Annotated in this window: 9 protein-coding genes; 5 read left to right on the forward strand and 4 right to left on the reverse strand. The window is 65.3% G+C overall.

Translation table 11 applies throughout. The features are described from left to right. Window positions 1-56 precede the first annotated feature (56 nt). Window positions 57-3986, reverse strand: a complete 3930-nt coding sequence (hrpA, locus tag GZ092_RS06745) for an ATP-dependent RNA helicase HrpA (protein WP_293635553.1) — start codon at window positions 3984-3986, stop codon at window positions 57-59. Window positions 3987-4201: 215 nt separating this feature from the next. Here hrpA and argA point away from each other — a divergent pair, with 215 nt between their 5' ends. The 4 genes from argA (at window position 4202) to GZ092_RS06770 (ending at window position 8830) form a co-directional block, all read left to right on the forward strand. Then, entirely contained in the window at window positions 4202-5551 is a 1350-nt protein-coding gene (argA, locus tag GZ092_RS06750) for an amino-acid N-acetyltransferase (RefSeq protein ID WP_293635631.1), read from the forward strand. A 33-nt stretch (window positions 5552-5584) separates the two neighbouring features. Beyond that, window positions 5585-5833, forward strand: coding sequence for a DUF1272 domain-containing protein (locus GZ092_RS06755; protein ID WP_293635554.1), 249 nt, complete (start codon window positions 5585-5587; stop codon window positions 5831-5833). Window positions 5834-6047: 214 nt separating this feature from the next. After that, complete coding sequence (locus GZ092_RS06760; protein WP_293635555.1) at window positions 6048-6752, forward strand: alpha/beta family hydrolase; 705 nt, start codon at window positions 6048-6050, stop codon at window positions 6750-6752. 14 nt (window positions 6753-6766) lie between these two features. Continuing rightward, the gene (locus GZ092_RS06770) at window positions 6767-8830 is read left to right on the forward strand and encodes an erythromycin esterase family protein (RefSeq protein ID WP_363254322.1); all 2064 of its coding nucleotides are present in this window, start codon (window positions 6767-6769) and stop codon (window positions 8828-8830) included. A 16-nt stretch (window positions 8831-8846) separates the two neighbouring features. On the opposite strand, the gene GZ092_RS06775 is transcribed toward GZ092_RS06770, so the two are convergent. From GZ092_RS06775 to GZ092_RS06785, 3 genes are all read right to left on the reverse strand, one after another. After that, complete coding sequence (locus GZ092_RS06775; RefSeq protein WP_293635634.1) at window positions 8847-10235, reverse strand: TIGR03862 family flavoprotein; 1389 nt, start codon at window positions 10233-10235, stop codon at window positions 8847-8849. 467 nt (window positions 10236-10702) lie between these two features. Further along, on the reverse strand, window positions 10703-13975 hold the full coding sequence (locus tag GZ092_RS06780; RefSeq protein WP_293635556.1) for a UvrD-helicase domain-containing protein: 3273 nt from the start codon (window positions 13973-13975) through the stop codon (window positions 10703-10705). Window positions 13976-14249: 274 nt separating this feature from the next. Further along, entirely contained in the window at window positions 14250-16784 is a 2535-nt protein-coding gene (locus GZ092_RS06785; protein ID WP_293635557.1) for a PD-(D/E)XK nuclease family protein, read from the reverse strand. Between the two features lie 167 nt (window positions 16785-16951). On the opposite strand from GZ092_RS06785, the gene trxA reads away from it, so the two are divergent. Next, the gene (gene trxA / locus GZ092_RS06790) at window positions 16952-17284 is read left to right on the forward strand and encodes a thioredoxin TrxA (protein ID WP_196864622.1); all 333 of its coding nucleotides are present in this window, start codon (window positions 16952-16954) and stop codon (window positions 17282-17284) included. The last annotated feature ends 195 nt before the right edge of the window (window positions 17285-17479 follow it).

Here is a 17479-nt window from a genome sequence, read left to right on the forward strand (position 1 = left end):
CTCTCCCATCCGCTTCGCCAAAAAAAGGGCCTTGTCTTCAAGGCCCTTTTTTTCGTTCAGCTGTTCACCTGTGCCCAGAGCTTGTCCAGCCGCTTGATGCTGACCGGCTGCGGCGTTCGCAATTCCTGCGCAAAAAAGCTCACCCGCAACTCCTCCAGCAACCAGCGGTATTCCTGCATGCGCGGATCGATAGCGCCCTTGCGCTCAGCCAGCAGTCGCCAGTAGCGCTGTTCGTGCGGGCGCAATTCGGCCAAACGGGCGGCGTCTCTGGCAGGGTCGGCGCGCCACTTTTCCAGCCGCAATGTGATGGCTTTCAGGTAGCGGGTGAAATGCTGCAGCTGGCCGTAAGGCACGGTGGTCAGGAATTTCTTCGGTACCAGCCGCGCCAGTTGCTGCGACGTGTCCTGCACTGCTTCGGTGGCATTTTTGCTGTCCTTGATTTTTCGCTGCGCCACGGCAAACTCGATCAGGATGCTGGATGCCAGGCGCGCCACTTCGCTGGCAATGAGTGTCAGGCGGCCGCGTCCGTCGTCGATGCGCTTTTTGAAGTCAGCTTCGTTCGTCGGCAACGGATCGAGCAAAAATGCCCGGTCCAGCGCGACCTCGATGATCTGCTGGCGCAACTCGTCCACCGTGCCGCCGCCCGAGTTGTCGGCGGCGCGGCCGACCAGCATGTAGGACGTGGCGGTTTTCTGCAGGTCAGGCAGGTTTTTTTCCAGGTATTTCAGCGCGTCCCTGATCTGCAGCGAGAACAGTCGTCGCAGACCCGCGCGATGCTTGACGGCCGCAGTATCGGGCTCGTCGAACACCTCGATCGTCACCGCATCGCCCACATCGATCAGCGCCGGAAAACCGATCAGCGTTTGCGCGCCCTTGCCGATTTCCATCAGTTCGGGCAGCTCGCCGAAAGTCCAGCTGGTGTAGCGCTGCGCCACCTTGGCCACTATCTTTTCAGGAGCTGCCTGTGCCCGACCAGCTTGCGTAAGAGGCTTGTTTGATGCTTTATTTCGGTCTGAGGCACTGGTCGGAGCGCTGTCAAGCGCAGCGGGCATCGCCCTACCCAGGTTCTTCAGCCCCGCCAGCGCCTGGAAGGCACCGCGCGCCTGCGAGCCCAGCTCGCCCTTGAGCGCGCCCAGGTTGCGCCCGGCGCCCAGCTGGCGCCCGTGTTCATCGACCACGCGGAAGTTCATGAACAGGTGCGGGGCCAGCATGTCGAGCTTCAGGTCGGCCCGTTTGATGTCGAGCGAAGTCGCGTCGCGCACCCATTTCAGCACCGCGTCGGTCAGCGATAGCGCGCCGAATTTCTCTGCCGCCATCAGTTCCTGAGCCATGCGCGTGGCGGTGTCAGGCAGCGGCACCAGGCGCGAGCGCGGACGCTGGTGCAGGGTTTTGATGAGCGCCTGGATCTTGTCTTTCAGCATGCCGGGCACCAGCCACTCGCAGCGCTCCTCGTTGACCTGGTTCAGCGCAAAGATCGGCACCTCGACGGTCACGCCATCGCGCGCGTCGCCGGGCTCGTGCAAATAGGTTGCCAGGCAATCAACGCCGCCCAGCCGCAATGTCTTGGGAAACGCCTGCGTGGTGATGCCGGCCGCCTCGTGGCGCATCAACTCGTCCTGCGTCAAAAGCAGCAATTTCGGCTGCTTCTTGACCTCGGCCTTGAACCAGCTCTCAAAGCCGGCGCCAGTGCAGATGTCGGCCGGCAACTGCTGGTCGTAAAAGGCGTAAATCAGCTCGTCATCGACCAGCACGTCCTGCCGGCGCGCCTTGTGCTCCAGTTCCTGGACATGCGTGATCATCTTGTCGTTGGCCGCCAAAAAGGGCAGCCTGGTGTCCCAGTTGCCGGCCACCAGCGCTTCGCGGATGAAGATTTCGCGCGATGTGACCGGATCGATACGGCCAAAGTTGACGCGCCGCCCGTTGTAGGCCACCAGGCCGTACAGCGTGGCCCGCTCCAGCGCCGTGACCTGCGCGGCTTTTTTCTCCCAGTGCGGGTCGAGCAACTGCTTCTTTAAAAGATGGCCGCCGACCTGCTCGATCCATTGCGGGTCAATGTTGGCAATACCCCGGCCAAACAGCCGCGTGGTTTCGACCAGCTCGGCCGCAACGATCCAGCGGCCCGGCTTTTTGCTGAGCCGTGCGCCGGGGTGGCGGTAAAAGCGGATGCCGCGCGCGCCCAGGTACCAGTCGTCTTCTTCGCTTTTCAGGCCGATGTTGCCGAGCAGGCCGCACAGCAGGGACAAATGCAGTTGGTCGTAGCTGGCCGGCTGCGTGTTGAGATGCCAGCCTTGCTCCCTGACCACCGCCAGCAGTTGCGAATGGATGTCGCGCCACTCGCGCACGCGGCGAATGTTGACAAAATTCTCGCGCAGCAGGCCTTCGTACTGACGGTTCGTCAGCTTGTGCACCGCATCATGCCCGCCACGCGAGTCGCCCAGCCACTTCCACAATTTCAAAAAGCCGACGAATTCGCTTTTCTCGTCGTCGAACTTGGCATGTGCCTGGTCGGCCTGCGACTGCTTGTCCATCGGCCGGTCGCGCACGTCCTGCACGCTCAGCGCGCTGGCGATCACCAGCACCTCGTCGAGCGCCTGCCGGTCTTTCGCTTCCAGGATCATGCGGCCGACACGCGGGTCCAGCGGCAGCTTGGCCAGCGTCCAGCCGACCGGCGTGAGTTCGTTGTCGTCGTTCACCGCGCCGAGTTCGGCCAGCAATTGGTAGCCGTCGGCAATTGCGCGGCCCTGCGGCGGCTCGATGAAGGCAAAGCTTTCAATCGTTCCCAGGTGCAGCGACTTCATGCGCAGAATCACCGACGCCAGGGAGCTGCGCAAAATCTCGGGGTCGGTAAAGCGTGGTCGGCCCAGGAAATCGGGCTCATCGTACAGCCGGATGCAGATGCCGTCGGCCACGCGGCCGCAGCGCCCGGCGCGCTGGTTGGCCGCCGACTGCGAGATCGGTTCGACCATCAACTGCTCGACCTTGTTCCTGAAACTGTAGCGCTTGACGCGCGCCGTGCCGGCGTCAATGACGTATCTGATACCTGGAACCGTCAGAGACGTTTCGGCCACGTTGGTCGCCAGCACGATGCGCCGCCCGCTGTGGCCATCAAAAATCCGGTCCTGCTCGGCTTGGGAGAGACGTGCAAACAGCGGCAGTACTTCGGCATTGCGTGTCAGCGGCTGGTGCGCCAGGTGCTTGCGTAAATGGTCGGCGGCTTCGCGAATCTCGCGCTCGCCGGGCAGGAAAATCAGGATGTCGCCGGCGCTGTGCGGACTCATCCACAACTCATCGACCGCATCGGCAATGGCGTCGTTCAGGCCGTAGTCGCGCGACTCCTCGAACGGCCGGTAGCGCTGCTCGACCGGAAACATCCGGCCCGACACCATGATCACGGGCGCAGGCCCTTTGCTGGACGTGAAATAGTCGGCAAAGCGCTGCGCATCAATCGTCGCCGAGGTGATGATGACCTTCAGGTCCGGCCGGCGCGGCAGCAACTGGCGCAAATAGCCGAGCAAAAAGTCGATGTTCAGGCTGCGCTCGTGCGCCTCGTCAATGATGATGGTGTCGTAGGCGCGCAGCAGCGGGTCGGTCTGCGTCTCGGCCAGCAGGATGCCGTCGGTCATCAGCTTGACCGACGCATCGCGGCTCAGCCGGTCCTGGAAACGCACCTTGTAGCCGACCACGTCGCCCAGCGGCGTCTTCAATTCTTCGGCGATGCGCTTGGCCACGCTGGACGCGGCAATGCGGCGCGGCTGGGTGTGGCCGATCAGCTTGCCCTGGCCGGGCGGGTAATTGAGCTTGCCGCGCCCCAACGACAGCGCGATCTTGGGAAGTTGCGTGGTTTTGCCCGAGCCGGTTTCACCGCAGACGATGATGACCTGGTGCGCCGTGAGCGCTGCGGCAATATCGTCGCGACGGCTGGAAACCGGCAGCGACTCGGGAAAGGTGATGGCCAGAGGAGACAAGGTGGAAGCAGAAGAAGCCAAGGAAGACCCAGCAGTCAAAGCTGCTGATTATCGGCGTTCTGCCCGGTCAGGGCTTGCCTGGCAGGCTTTCAAGCGCCAGCAGGCCTGTCGGCGCGGGGGCACGCCCTTACACTCACTGCTATTTTTTGTTTGCGTGGAAATGCAGCCACGACCCGATCAGGGCGTTGCCAGGCATTTCTACCGCCCCGCCCTTGCCCGAACCCCGAAAGCGCGTCATGTCCACGGTCTTCAACTTCACCTTTGTCCCTTGGTTTCGCTCGGTGGCGCCCTACATCCACAAGTTCCGCAACCAGACCTTCGTGGTCGCCGTCTGCGGCGAGGCGATTGCCGCCGGCAAGCTTGCGCACCTGGCGCAGGACCTGGCCATGATCCAGAGCATGGGCGTCAAAGTTGTGCTGGTGCATGGCTTCCGGCCACAGGTCAACGAGCAGCTCAGGGCCAAGGGCCACGAGGCGAAATACTCGCACGGCATGCGCATCACCGACGGCGTGGCGCTCGACTGCGCCCAGGAAGCCGCCGGCCAGCTGCGCTATGAAATCGAGGCGGCCTTCAGCCAGGGCCTGCCGAACACGCCGATGGCCGGCTCGACCGTTCGCGTGATTTCGGGCAACTTCATCACCGCCCGGCCGGTCGGCATTGTCGATGGCGTGGATTTCCAGCATTCGGGCCTGGTGCGCAAGGTCGATGTGGCGGGCATTTCCCGCACGCTCGATTTTGGCGCGATGGTGCTGCTCTCGCCCTTCGGTTTCTCGCCGACCGGCGAGGCCTTCAACCTGACGATGGAAGAAGTGGCGACCAGCGTGTCGATTGCGCTGCAGGCCGACAAGCTGATTTTCGTCACCGAAATCCCCGGAATCCGCAGCAATCCGGACGAACCCCTCAGCGAAGACAACCCCATTGACACCGAACTGCCACTGGCCGCCGCCGAAAGCCTGCTGGCCCAGGTGCCGGCCGCCCAGCGCCCGAGCGACACGGCGTTTTACCTGCAGCATTGCGTGAAGGCGTGCAAGGCCGGCGTCGAGCGCAGCCACATCATCCCGTTTGCGGTCGATGGCGCGCTGTTGCTGGAAATTTATGTTCACGACGGCATCGGCACCATGGTGGTCGATGAAAAGCTCGAAGAACTGCGCGAAGCCACGGCTGACGACGTGGGCGGCATTTTGCAACTGATCGAGCCCTTCGAGCAGGACGGCACGCTGGTCAAGCGCAGCCGCACCGAGATCGAGCGCGACGCCGACCACTACACCATCGTCGAGCATGACGGCGTGATCTTTGCCTGCGCAGCGCTCTACCCCTACCCCGAAGCCAAGACCGCCGAGATGGCCGCCCTGACGGTGTCGCCGCAAAGCCAGGGCCAGGGCGACGGCGAGAAAATCCTCAAACGCATCGAGCAGCGCGCCAAGGCCGCCGGACTGCAAAGCATCTTCGTGCTGACCACGCGCACCATGCACTGGTTCATCAAGCGCGGCTTCGTGCAGATGGAGCCGGACTGGCTGCCCGACGCCCGCAAACGCAAGTACAACTGGGACCGCAAAAGCCAGGTCCTGGTCAAGAAACTGGGCTGAGCCAGCCATTCCAACCCTGCCGGAACCCGACCCATGCTCCAGCTGCGCCCCAATTGCGAATGCTGCAACCGTGACCTCCCCGCCGCATCGCCGGATGCGCGCATCTGCAGCTTTGAATGCACCTTTTGCAGCGACTGCGCCAGCACCCGGCTGGCCAGCCTTTGTCCCAACTGCGGCGGCGAACTGGTGGCGCGTACGCGCCGACCGGCGAACAAGCTGGTGAAACATCCAGCAACGACCGAACGCGTTTTCAAGCCTGCCGGCTGCCCGCCTGCGCCCTGACACGCGGATTGCCTTCAAGCCTTCGCGCCATATAGAGTTAACAAATTTGATAGCGCCCTGCGCCCGCAGCGCGTGCGCCAGAGGCCTAAAAGGCTTGAAAAATACCAACTCAGGCACCGGGCCAGCGCTTGACTACACAAAAAATCGAAAAATCCTGATAACCGAAAGCGCATTTTTTTCATAGGCTCAGGCTTACCTTTTGCTGGAGATCGCCATGAATCTTTCCGGACAAGTTCCCGCCGCGTTCGAAGTGCGCATTCCCTGCGGCGAAGCCCGGCTTTACGGCGATCTGACGGTGCCTGCCGATGCCATCGGGGTGGTGCTGTTTGTGCACGGCAGCGGCAGTGGCCGGCACAGCGCGCGCAACCGGCTGGTGGCGGACAAGCTGCAGCAGGCCGGCATTGCCACGCTGCTGTTCGACCTGCTCACCGCGCAGGAGGAGCAGACTGACATGCACACCCGCGAGCACCGTTTCGACATCGCGCTGCTCACCCAGCGCCTGCAGGACGCGACCACCTGGGCCATGGCGCAGCCCGGCCTGCAGCGGCTGCCGGTTGGCTATTTCGGCGCCAGCACCGGCAGCGCCGCCGCCATCATTGCCGCTGCCCGGCTGGGCCGGCAGATTGCCGCCGTGGTGTCGCGCGGAGGCCGGCCTGACCTGGCGGGCCCGGTCGCGCTGGCGGCCGTCACCGCGCCGACGCTGCTGATCGTTGGCGGCGCCGACCACGGTGTCATCCAGCTCAACGAGGATTCGCTTGCGCACCTGAGATGCGACAAGCGCATGGCCATCGTCGAGGGCGCCACCCACCTGTTTGAAGAAAAAGGCGCGCTGGAGGCGGTGGCGGAACTGGCGGCTGCCTGGTTCGGCACGCATCTGGCGCATCCGCAACCGGCCGAAGCACCCGCAGTCAAAGCCTGAAGGAGGAAACCATCATGCGTGACATCACCTTGCCGCTGGATGATCGCCGCCAAGCCGGAAGGTTGCTGGCGGACAAGCTGGCCCGCTATGCCGGCCAGGATAATCTGCTGGTGCTCGGCCTGCCGCGCGGCGGCGTTCCGGTGGCGTTTGAAGTGGCGCGTGCGCTGCAGGCGCCGCTGGACATCTTCGTGGTGCGCAAGCTGGGCCTTCCCGGGCACGAGGAATACGCCATGGGCGCGATTGCCAGCGGAGGGGTGCGCGTCATGACGCCCCTGCCCGGCCTGAATGTCGCGCCCTCAAAAATCGCCGAGGTCGTGGCCCGCGAGCAGGATGAACTGGTGCGGCGCGAGCAGCTCTACCGGGGCCAGCGCCCGCCGCTCAGCCTCGAAGGACGCACGGTGATCGTGGTCGATGACGGGCTGGCCACCGGCGCCAGCATGCGCGCGGCTGTGCTGGCCATCCGGCAGCAGCATCCGGCCCGGCTGGTGATGGCGGTTCCGGTGGGCGCGCAGGACAGTTGCGAGGCGCTGCGCAACGATGCCGACGAGGTGGTCTGCGCCGCCATGCCTTCTCCGTTTCGCGCCGTCGGCCTCTGGTACAAGTCGTTTGGGCAGACCAGCGACGAAGAAGTCATTGCCCTGCTCGATGAAGCCCGCCGCTGGCATGAAGAGGCGCTGAAGGCCAACCGGATGCGGGAAAAATCATGGCAGCCAAACCCCTCCCCCGAGCCGCAGACTGGGTTTTCTCTAGCGCCCAACGCGCTGCTTCACAGCCTGCAGCAGCACCTGCAGCCGCTGAACGGCCATGACAACGACTACGACGCGCTGCTCGAACTGATCGGCCCGGCGCGCTTTGCCCTGCTGGGCGAGGCCTCGCATGGCACGCAGGAGTTCTACCGCGAGCGCGCCGCCATCACGCGCCGGCTGATCACCGAAAAAGGCTTTACGGCGATTGCGGTCGAAGCCGACTGGCCTGACGCCTGGCGCGTGAACCGCTATGTTCGCGGCCTGGGCAACGACGCTGATGCGGCATCGGCGCTATCGGGCTTCAAGCGCTTTCCGTCGTGGATGTGGCGCAATACCGAGGTGCGCGATTTTGTCGAATGGCTGCGCGACTACAACACGGGCCGCAGCCCGGACACCCAGGCCGGGTTTTACGGCATCGACCTGTACAGCCTGTTTTCCTCGATACACGAGGTGCTGGCCTACCTGGACCGGGTGGATCCCGAGGCCGCGCGGCGCGCCCGCGAGCGCTACAGCTGCTTTGACCATGCCGGCGAAGACAGCAACGCCTATGGCTACAGCGCCAGCTTCGGGATGGCGCCGAGCTGCGAGGAGGCGGTGGTGCTCCAGCTGCGGGAAATGACGCGGCGCGCGGCCGAACTGCCGCACACGCCCGGGTTGGAGCGCGACGAGGCCTTCCATGCCCAGCAAAACGTCCGCCTGGTGCAAAACGCGGAAGAGTACTACCGCACCATGTTCCGCGCACGGGTATCGTCCTGGAACCTGCGCGACAGCCATATGGTCGAGACGCTGCAGGCGCTGGACCGGCACCTGGGCGCCGGTGGTACGCCGCCGCGCATCGCCGTGTGGGCGCACAACTCGCACCTGGGCGATGCGGCGGCCACCGAGATGAGCGACCGGGGCGAATGGAACGTCGGCCAGCTGATGCACGACCACTATGGCAGCGACGCCGTTCGCGTCGGTTTCAGCACCCACCATGGCTGGGTGACGGCCGCATCGGACTGGGACAAGCCGCCGCAGCGCAAGCGGGTGCGCGATGGCCTGCACGGCAGCTGGGAAGACGTGTTCCACCAGACCGGCACGAAGCGTTTTTTACTCGCCCTGCGGGACCATGCCGCGCTGCGCCAGCTGGCCGAGCCGCTGCGGCTGCAGCGCGCGATCGGCGTCATCTACCGGCCCGAAACCGAGCGCCAGAGCCACTATTTCCACACCCGCCTGGCCGGCCAGTTCGATGCCATGATCCACATCGACGAAACCAGCGCACTGGAGCCGCTGGACAAGGGGCCGGTCTGGAGCACCAGCGAAGCGCCCGAAACCTTTCCGTCGGGCATCTAGCCAGGCCGCAAGCCGTTCAGGCGCCGCTCGGCGCCGCTTGCCCGAAGTGCCGCAAAACGCCCTGCCCGGCTGCGCGTCCGGTGGCGAAACAGGCCGTCAGCAGGTAGCCGCCGGTGGGCGCTTCCCAGTCGAGCATTTCGCCAGCGCAAAACACCGGCGGCCTAAGGTCGGCGGGCACGGTGATTTGCAGGTTCGCATCCAGCCCCTCGAACCGGACACCGCCGGCGCTGCTGATGGCTTCGTCGATAGGCCGAACCGCCACCAGCCGCAACGGCAGCGCCTTGATGCCAGCGGCCAGCTTCACCGGGTCGGCCATCGCCTCCTTGCCCAGCAGCTCATAAAGCATGCCGGCCTTGATGCCGTCCAGACTCAAGCGGCTCTTGAGGTGGCTCGACAGCGAGCGCGAGCCGCGCGGATGGCGCACTTCGACCAGCACCTGCTCGGGCGTCTTGTCGGGCAGCAGGTCGAGTAGCAGTGTCGCGCTGCCCTGGGCCTCGATCTCATCCCTCAGCAGGCTGGACGCGGCATACACCAGGCTGCCTTCGACGCCGGTGGCGGTGGCGACGAATTCGCCCTTGCGGCTGAAGGTGCGGCCTTGCGAATCGGTGAAGCGGATCGCCACCGACTTGAAGGGCTGGCCGGCAAAGCGGCTGGCAAAGTGTTCGCTCCAGCCCGGCTGCGGCTGCGGCGCCTGGCCAACCAGTTCGCGCAAGAAATCGCGCCGGGTTTCGCCCTGACCGGCGGCGTCCAGCGCCGGCCGGGCCGCCACGTCAAAGCCACAGTTCGACGGCTGCAGCGGCGCCACCGCCACGCCGCGCTCGGCCAGCCAGGGCACCCAGGCGCCGTCGGAACCCAGGCGTTTCCAGCTGCCGCCACCCAGCGCCAGCACCACGGCATCGGCTTCGGCCAGCAGCTCGCCGGCGGGCGTTGAAAATTTCAGTGCCCCATCCTCGGCCCAGCCCAGCCAGCGATGCCGCATGGAAAATCCCACCCCCGACTGGCGCAGGCGGTGCAGCCAGGCGCGCAGCAGCGGCGCGGCCTTCATGTCCTTGGGAAACACCAGCCCCGAACTGCCGACAAAGGTTTCAATGCCCAGCGCTTCGGCCCAGGCGCGCACCTCGGCCGGTCCGAAAGCGTCCATCAGCGCCTGCAGCGGCCCGCTGTGCTCGCCGTAGCGCTTGAGGAAAATCTCCGCTGGCTCGGAATGCGTCAGGTTCAGCCCGCCCTTGCCGGCCAGCAGGAACTTGCGGCCGACCGAAGGCATGGCGTCATAGACCTGCACGCAAACCGCGGGGCCGGCGCTGGCCAGCGCTTCGGCGGCCATCAGGCCGGCGGCGCCGCCACCAATGACGGCAACGCGCAGCGGCCGGGCCGGGTCGAGGATGGGAGTGGCAAAAGAGTCGATGTTGTTCAAAGGAAAATCCGTACGCACGAAGGTGCTGGCTTGAGGTAAAAAATGATGACGACCCCGGGCAAACTGCCCGGCGCTCCGCGCATGCTATTTTTTCAATAGCTGAAAGCGAACGCCGGTATTGCGCAGGATGCTTGAAAGGCTTGCATTTTGCACTTTCTCGCAAGGCAGGGGTTTGGGGGTGAATTCATGGGGACTGGCGGGCGATGGGTGATCGTCACCTGGAGCAGTGCCTTCAAGCCGCAGGCGTCCTGTATCGCCGAATGCCTGGCTGCCACCGTAGCCCTGTTCGGGCGGGTGGCAATGACGACCGAATCAAAGTCTTTGAGCGTTCAGGCATGGATAGATTGGTAGAAGGTTTGCGCATCGCCGCAATGCAAGGGGATTGAACGCATTCAAACTTGCGCTTGAAGAACCGTTTCTGGCAACGGGCAACGGACAACGGCTAATCATCGTCTCCTTCAACCCAGTTCCACCACCGTGCCCAGCCCCGTCAGAAAGGCCGATTTCACCGGGGCACCCGGATAGATTCGCTGCACGGCGGCACGGTAAACCCTCATTTTCACGATCAGCTCGGGCTGCAGTTCCGGCGCCGGGGCCGACTTGTAGTCGAGCACCCACCAGTGGCCTTCATGGCCCGCGTCCTTGCGCCGCACCAGGCGGTCGAGACGCAAGGCCTGGCCCTGGAACACCAGGTCCACTTCATTGCCCTGCCAGGCCAGAACGTCTTCCCGCCAGGCCCAGGCCCCATCGCCCTGGATGATGCGCTGGGCCAGTACAGACGCTTCGGTCGCCTGCGCCGGACTGAGCCGGAACTCGCGTGCCACCGCGCCGACATGCTCGGCCGACGACGGACCTCCCCATTCGAGCAGGCGGTGCATGGCCTTGCCGATGCGGGCATTGGCCGGGTCTTCGTCCGCCGGTGTTTCGGGCAGCGACTTTGGCGACGGGGTGTCAGGCAGGGCCGCCAGCTCGGCCAGATAAAACACGCCGGGCGCGTCCTGGCTGGCGGAATCGACGGCAGGGCCTGGCGCTGCCAGCGGGGGCAGCAGGCCCTGCAGGCGCTGCCACCAGCTGTCGGTGGTCGTGCGGTGCGGCTCGATCGACGAGATGACCAGCGTATGCCGGGCGCGCGTCATGGCGACATACAGGGCATTGAGTTCCTCGCGCTTGCGGGCCGCCTGCTCGACGGCCAAGGCTTCCTGTGCGCAGGCCGGCGGCTTGCCTTCGCTGACCAGGAACACCAGCTTGCGCGGCTCGGTGGCTTCGCCGGGCCAGTCGATCAGCACGCCCATGCTGTCGGCATTGCGCTCTACCGTGTCGGTGTCCAGCAACAGCACCGCTTCGGCTTCCAGGCCCTTGGCGCCGTGGATCGTCAGCAGCCGGACCGCTGCGTCGCTGGCAGCCACCGGCGCCAGCAGGCCACCGGCCTTGAGGGCGCGTACCAGGCCGTAGGGCGTGGCATAGCGGCCGCCATCGCGCCCCAGCGCCACGCCAAGCAGCGCGCGCAGGTTGGCGAGAACCGACAGGCGCCGGGCTGCGGGCGCTGCGGCTGCAAAGCGCGCCAGCACATCGCCATCATCGTAGATGCCTTGCAGCGCGTCGTGCGGCGGCAGGCTGTCCAGCCAGCCCTTCCATCGGGCCAATATGGCCGACAGCCCTTGCAGCTCCGGCGCCAGCAGCTCTGTTTTTTGTAACAGATCGTGCCACGGCAGCTTGTGCTCGCGTTGCAGCAGCGCGATCTGCACCAGACTGGCGTCCAGCAGGCCAAACAGCGGCGAGCGCAAGGCGCGCGCCAGCGACAGATCGTTTTGCGGCGACACCAGCGCGTCAAGCAGCGCCACCAGGTCCAGCACTTCGCAGCAGTCGATCAGGTCTGTTTTCTCGCCGATCTGCGCCGGAATGTGCAGGGAGCGCAAGGCTTCCTGCACCGGCAGCAGCCCGGCCCGCTTGCGCGACAGCACCATCACATCCGAAGGCGCCAGGCCGCTGGCAATCTGCCCTGAAATCCAGGCCGCGGCCTGGCGCGCCTCCAGCGTTCGCAGCGTTTCCTCCGGCAATTCGCGCGGTGTCATCAAACTGTCGCGCCAGCCGTCCCCGGGCGGCGTGTCCGCATCGGCATTCGCCCCCAGACGGGGAATCGCCGGCAGGCAGCCGGTGGCGCCGGCCTTGACCGAATCGGTGCTGTGGTCGCGAAAACCGTCGTAGCCATCGACCGTACGCGCATGGCCCATGACGGCATTCACCGTCTCGATGACGGCCAGCGCATTGCGCCGGGTGTGGTCGCAACTGAGCAAGTCACCGCCCAGCCCCTCCACCACAAAAGCCTGCGCGGCACGAAACACCTGCGGCTCGGCGCGGCGAAAGCGGTAGATGCTCTGCTTGGGGTCGCCGACCAGGAACACGCTGGGCGCCGCACCCGCGCCGCCGTAACCGCTCAGCCAGCTTGAGAGCGCCTGCCACTGCAGCGGGTTGGTGTCCTGGAACTCGTCGATCATCAGGTGCTTGATGCGCGCGTCCAGCCGTTCCTGCACCCAGCCGGCCAGTACCGGATCACCCAGCATGACCAGCGCAGCACGCTCGACATCGTTCATGTCCACCCAGCCCTGCTCGCGCTTGAGCTGGTTGTATTGCGCAATCAACAAGCGGCTGAGCCGGGCCATGCGCTGCTGGTGCAACCAGGCTTCTTGCTGCTGGCAGGCTGCCTGCACCCGCATCACAAGGTCCTGCGCCTGGCGCACGGTGTCGATGCCATTGATCTTTTCCCCGAACTTGCGCGGCGTTCCCTTCTCGGTCAGCAGCGCGCCCAGGATGCCCGGCAGGTCCTGGCAGCTCAAGGCGTGCTCCAGTTCGACGCCCTTGGCAGAAAACGACGGCGCGCTGGCGCGGCCCAGCGCCGTGGCGGCCTGGACCAGCAAGGCGTGGCCTGGCCCGGCTGGCCCCAGGCAGTCCTGCGGCGCGGCCAGTTCTGCAAACTCCGGAAACTGCACGGCAAACGGCTGGACCGACGCATCGACCACGCCTTTTTCATCGGCCAGCACAAACTCGGTCCGCTTGTCCAGCGCGGTGTGCAGCGCCTTGTGGGCCTGGAAGCGGCCGTGGGCCAGCACCAGCGCCTCGAAGTCAGCCTGCAGCGCCGGTTCGCCGGCAAGCGCGGCATAAAAGCGGCGCCACACCAGCGCACGTGCCGGTGCATCGTCTTCCAGCAACTGGTAGTTCACCGGCATGCTCAAGCGGTGCAGCACTGCCACCGGCGCGCTGCGCAGCAAGGCGGCAAACCAGCCGTGAAAGGTGCGTATCTGCACCGAGCGGCCGTTGGCCAGCATCGACCGGTAAAGATTTGACAGTTGCCGGCGCATGTTGACATTGGACTGCAGGGATTTTTGGCTGGAAACGCCGCGCATGACCAGTTCCTGGCGCAGGGTTTCGTCGTCGGCATGGGTGAACTTTTGCAGCCATTCGTCCAGCCGCTCGCGCATTTCACCAGCGGCCTTTTTGGTGAAGGTGATGGCCAGGATTTCATGCGGCCGCACCGCCTCGCGCGGTGTACCGTCGGCGTGGTCCGGGGCGTTCGCACCATCGAGCAGCGCCCGAACGATGCGCGAGACCAGCATCCAGGTCTTGCCCGCACCGGCGCAGGCCTCAACCGCCACACTGCGGCGCGGATCGCAGGCGATGGCATAAAAGGCATCGGCAGAAACGGGCTGGCCGTTGCATTCGTAAGCGGCAGTCATGAAAAGTCTCTCTTGGTCATTGGAAAGCATGCGTCAAACAGAAAAACAAAGCGCGGGTTACAAAGCGCGGGGCACATAGCAGCCAAACCACCCGAACCAGCCGGGGCCGCGGAACCGGCTCAGCCGGGCCGCAGGCGCAGCGCCCCCTCGGGGGGCAGCGCAGTACGCGAAGCGACAAGCGTGGGGGCATCTACGCCCTTGGCTTTGCCAGGCCGCAGGCGGGGCGGCACCCTCGGGGGGCAGCGAACCACATGCAGTGGGGAGCGTGGGGGCCCTACTCACTCCAGAAATCTTTTCTACACAGGCCACGTGCCGCGCAATAGGCACAGCCCTTGCCTTCGCCCAGCGCAGGTAGGGCAGCGCCCTGCGCGATGCGTGACATGTCCACCAGAATGCCGTCGATCAATGCATCGCGCAGTTCGACGATATCGGGCTGGTCGTAGGTGCGGGTCGGCTCCTTTTCGCCCAGGTTGACATAGCTAGCGGCCAGCGTGTCATCGGCACTCAGGGCCGCATAGAAGGCCAGCTGGGTGTCTTCCATGCCATGCTTTATGCGCTCGGCGGTGGTGGTGCGCGGCTCGGTCTTGTAGTCGATCAGCAACAGCCCGCCATCGGCCTGCCGGTCGATTCGGTCGATCTGGCCGATCAGCGTCAGCTCGCCCAGAGGCATCTCGCGCCACTGCTCGGCGCTGTCGAAGCAGGCGCCGGTGGCCTCGTGTGCGGCCAGCCACGCCAAGTAGCTGTCGCGCACCGGCACCCAGGCTGCGGAAAACGGCAAAAACTCGCTGCTGCTCAGGCCCAGCTTTTTCGTGGCCTGCTCTGCCGCTACATTAATCATAGCTATCCGCACATGCTGGTCCTGCGCAGGAGACTCTTTCAAGGCTTCATGAAAGGTGCAGAGCAGGCTGTGCAGCCAGTTGCCGAAATCACGCTTGCCGAGTTCGCTTTCCAGTTCGTCCGATTCGCTCAGACCCAGCTGGCGCAGCGCAAAAAAACGGTAGGGGCAGGCGCGCAGGTCGCCATAGCTGCTGGCCGACAGGCGCGTGACGGGCAGTGCCTCGCCGCTGGGCTGCGGCCGTGGCGTCGGGCAGATCGCCACGGCGCGCAGGCTGCGCGGGTCGTTCGCCAAATCAGACGCAAGCCGGCGGCCGAGCAGCAGTTCCTGCACGAAACCGCTGGGCATCAAGTGCTCGCCGGCTTCGCTGCGCCGCCACAGCAGATCCACATCCGGCAGCTGCAAGGCATAGGTCCAGGCACGCCGCGACACCCGGGTCAGCGCCTCGCGGGACGGCAGGCCGAGCAGTTCGCGCTGGCTCGGCGTCCACTGGCCCGGCGGGTCGGGGGACACCGGCAGGCGGATCTCGTCGCAGCCGGGCAGCACGACGGCCTGCATCGACCGGCCCAGCAGTTGCGCCAGTGGCAGGATCACCACCTGCTCGTGCGTCGGATGCTCGGGAGAAAACGTCTGCGCTTCCAGCGCCTGGTTGACCCAGCTGGTGAATTCCCTGAGTTTCAAGGCCGGGGCGTCAGCAAACTCGCTGTCGGCGCCCTCGTGCAGCCGAAGTGTCTCCAGCACCCGCTGGCCAGCCTCGTCGCGCGCCAGCAGCTCCCACTGACCGGCTGATTGCAGGGCGGCGCGCAGGTCGCGCAGCCAGGCAGCCAGCAGGCGTGGGCGAGCCAGCGCGTCGCGCAGCCGGTTGACCTCCCACGCCAAGGGCTGGGCAATGGCCAGAGCCTCCAGCGGCGCCGTCGGCAAGTCGCGCCAGGCTCGCATACCGAACTTGCGCACCTCGGCTTCAGCCGCTGTGACGGTGGCGTCGGCAAAGGCCGGGGCATTCTTCAGCCAGTCAAGCACGGCGTCGGTGGACACGTCCCACGGCAAGGCGCGCAGCAGGCCCATCAGACGCGCTGCTGCGCGCGAGGTGGACAGCTTCCAGCCGGTTTCATCGCGCATGAAAATGCCGCGCTCGGACAGCATCGCAGCCACGCGGCGGGTCAGCTGCCGGTCCTGCGCGATCAGCGCCACCGGGCAGCGGCCTTGCGCCAGATGCGCCAGCACGCAGGCCGTGGCACGGCACGCCTCGTCTTCGGCGTCGAGCGCCGCATGCAGCGCCGGCAGCGGCGCGCTGCAGGCCTCGGGTTCGTCCTCGGGCAGGCACAGCGCGATTGACAGCGCACGCTCGCCAAAATGCAGCCGCAACGCCTCGGTCACCGGCTCGGCCTGGAAACCCTCGACCACTACCAGCAGGGCCGGCGCGGCCTGAAACAGCCGGTCCGATGCGTAGCCAGAGGCCGCGACCCAGGCCAGCGCGATGCGTCCGACGGCTGCTTCCAGCGCCAGCACCGGCGAGTCCAGGCCGACGCCCAGTGCTTCGGCCAGCGACTCGCTCCAGGCCTGGCGCTCGGCGGGCAGCACGCTGGCGGCCACGCGGCTCAGGCTCCAGGCGGCCTCGACCAGCCGGCCGGCCAGCGCATCCTGCTGGGCCGCAAGGCCAGCCTTGCCAAGCAGCGACGCGGCGGTCAGCATATCGACCGACACATCCATCCGTAGATCAACCCCTGATGGCGTGAACATCCCCAGCGTGCCGCCCAGGCCGCTGGCCCAGTTCATGGTGGTTTCAAAGCGCGGCACGAAAAAAGTGTCGCCTGCGTTTTCAGCCCAGGTCTGGCGCGCCTGCTGGATCAACTGGGCATAAGGCAGCAGCACGACCACTTCGGAAGGATGCAGGCCGCGCGACGCAATGATTTCGGCCAACCGCCGGATGGCCTGGTGCCAGCAACGCACAGAAAGGGAAGGGGAAAGGGTCATGATGGGGAAAACAGAATTTTTTCAATCGACAAAAGAGCAGCCCGCGCCCCGCAGCGGCGTTCTATCGGCGCGATAGCAGCCGGCCAGCGCCCCTGGCGCTTGTTTCTGCCACAATAAACGCAACGTTTTTCACGCTTTCCTATCGTAACCAGACCCAAGGAGCCATCATGGCCAATGAACTGATCAAACATACCACCGATGCCACCTTTGACGCCGACGTGCTCAAATCCACCACCCCCGTGCTGGTTGACTACTGGGCCGAGTGGTGCGGTCCCTGCAAAATGATCGCCCCGATTCTTGACGACGTGGCCACGGGTTACGAAGGCAAGCTGAAGATTGCCAAGATGAATGTCGATGAAAACCGCGAGATTCCCGCCAAGTTCGGCATTCGCGGCATCCCGACGCTGATGATCTTCAAGGACGGCGAACTTGCCGCCACCAAGGTCGGCGCGTTGAGCAAGTCGCAATTGACCGCCTTCATCGACCAGCAGCTGGCCTGATCGTCAGAACTGCCGGAAAAGCGCTGACTGCTTCTTCCGGCGGTTTTATTTCCCACTGTTTTTTTACCGTCCCATCCTCCCTTCCCTGCTGACGCTCCTGCCAAGCCTCGGCATCAGCGCATAAATTTCCTGTCATAATTCAATTTATTCACCTGCCGGTTGCTGCCAGCGGGTTCGAGTTGCCGGTTTGTCAGC

Origin of the sequence: Polaromonas sp. (genome assembly GCF_010365105.1) — a bacterium.
Classification (GTDB): Bacteria; Pseudomonadota; Gammaproteobacteria; order Burkholderiales; family Burkholderiaceae_C; genus Polaromonas.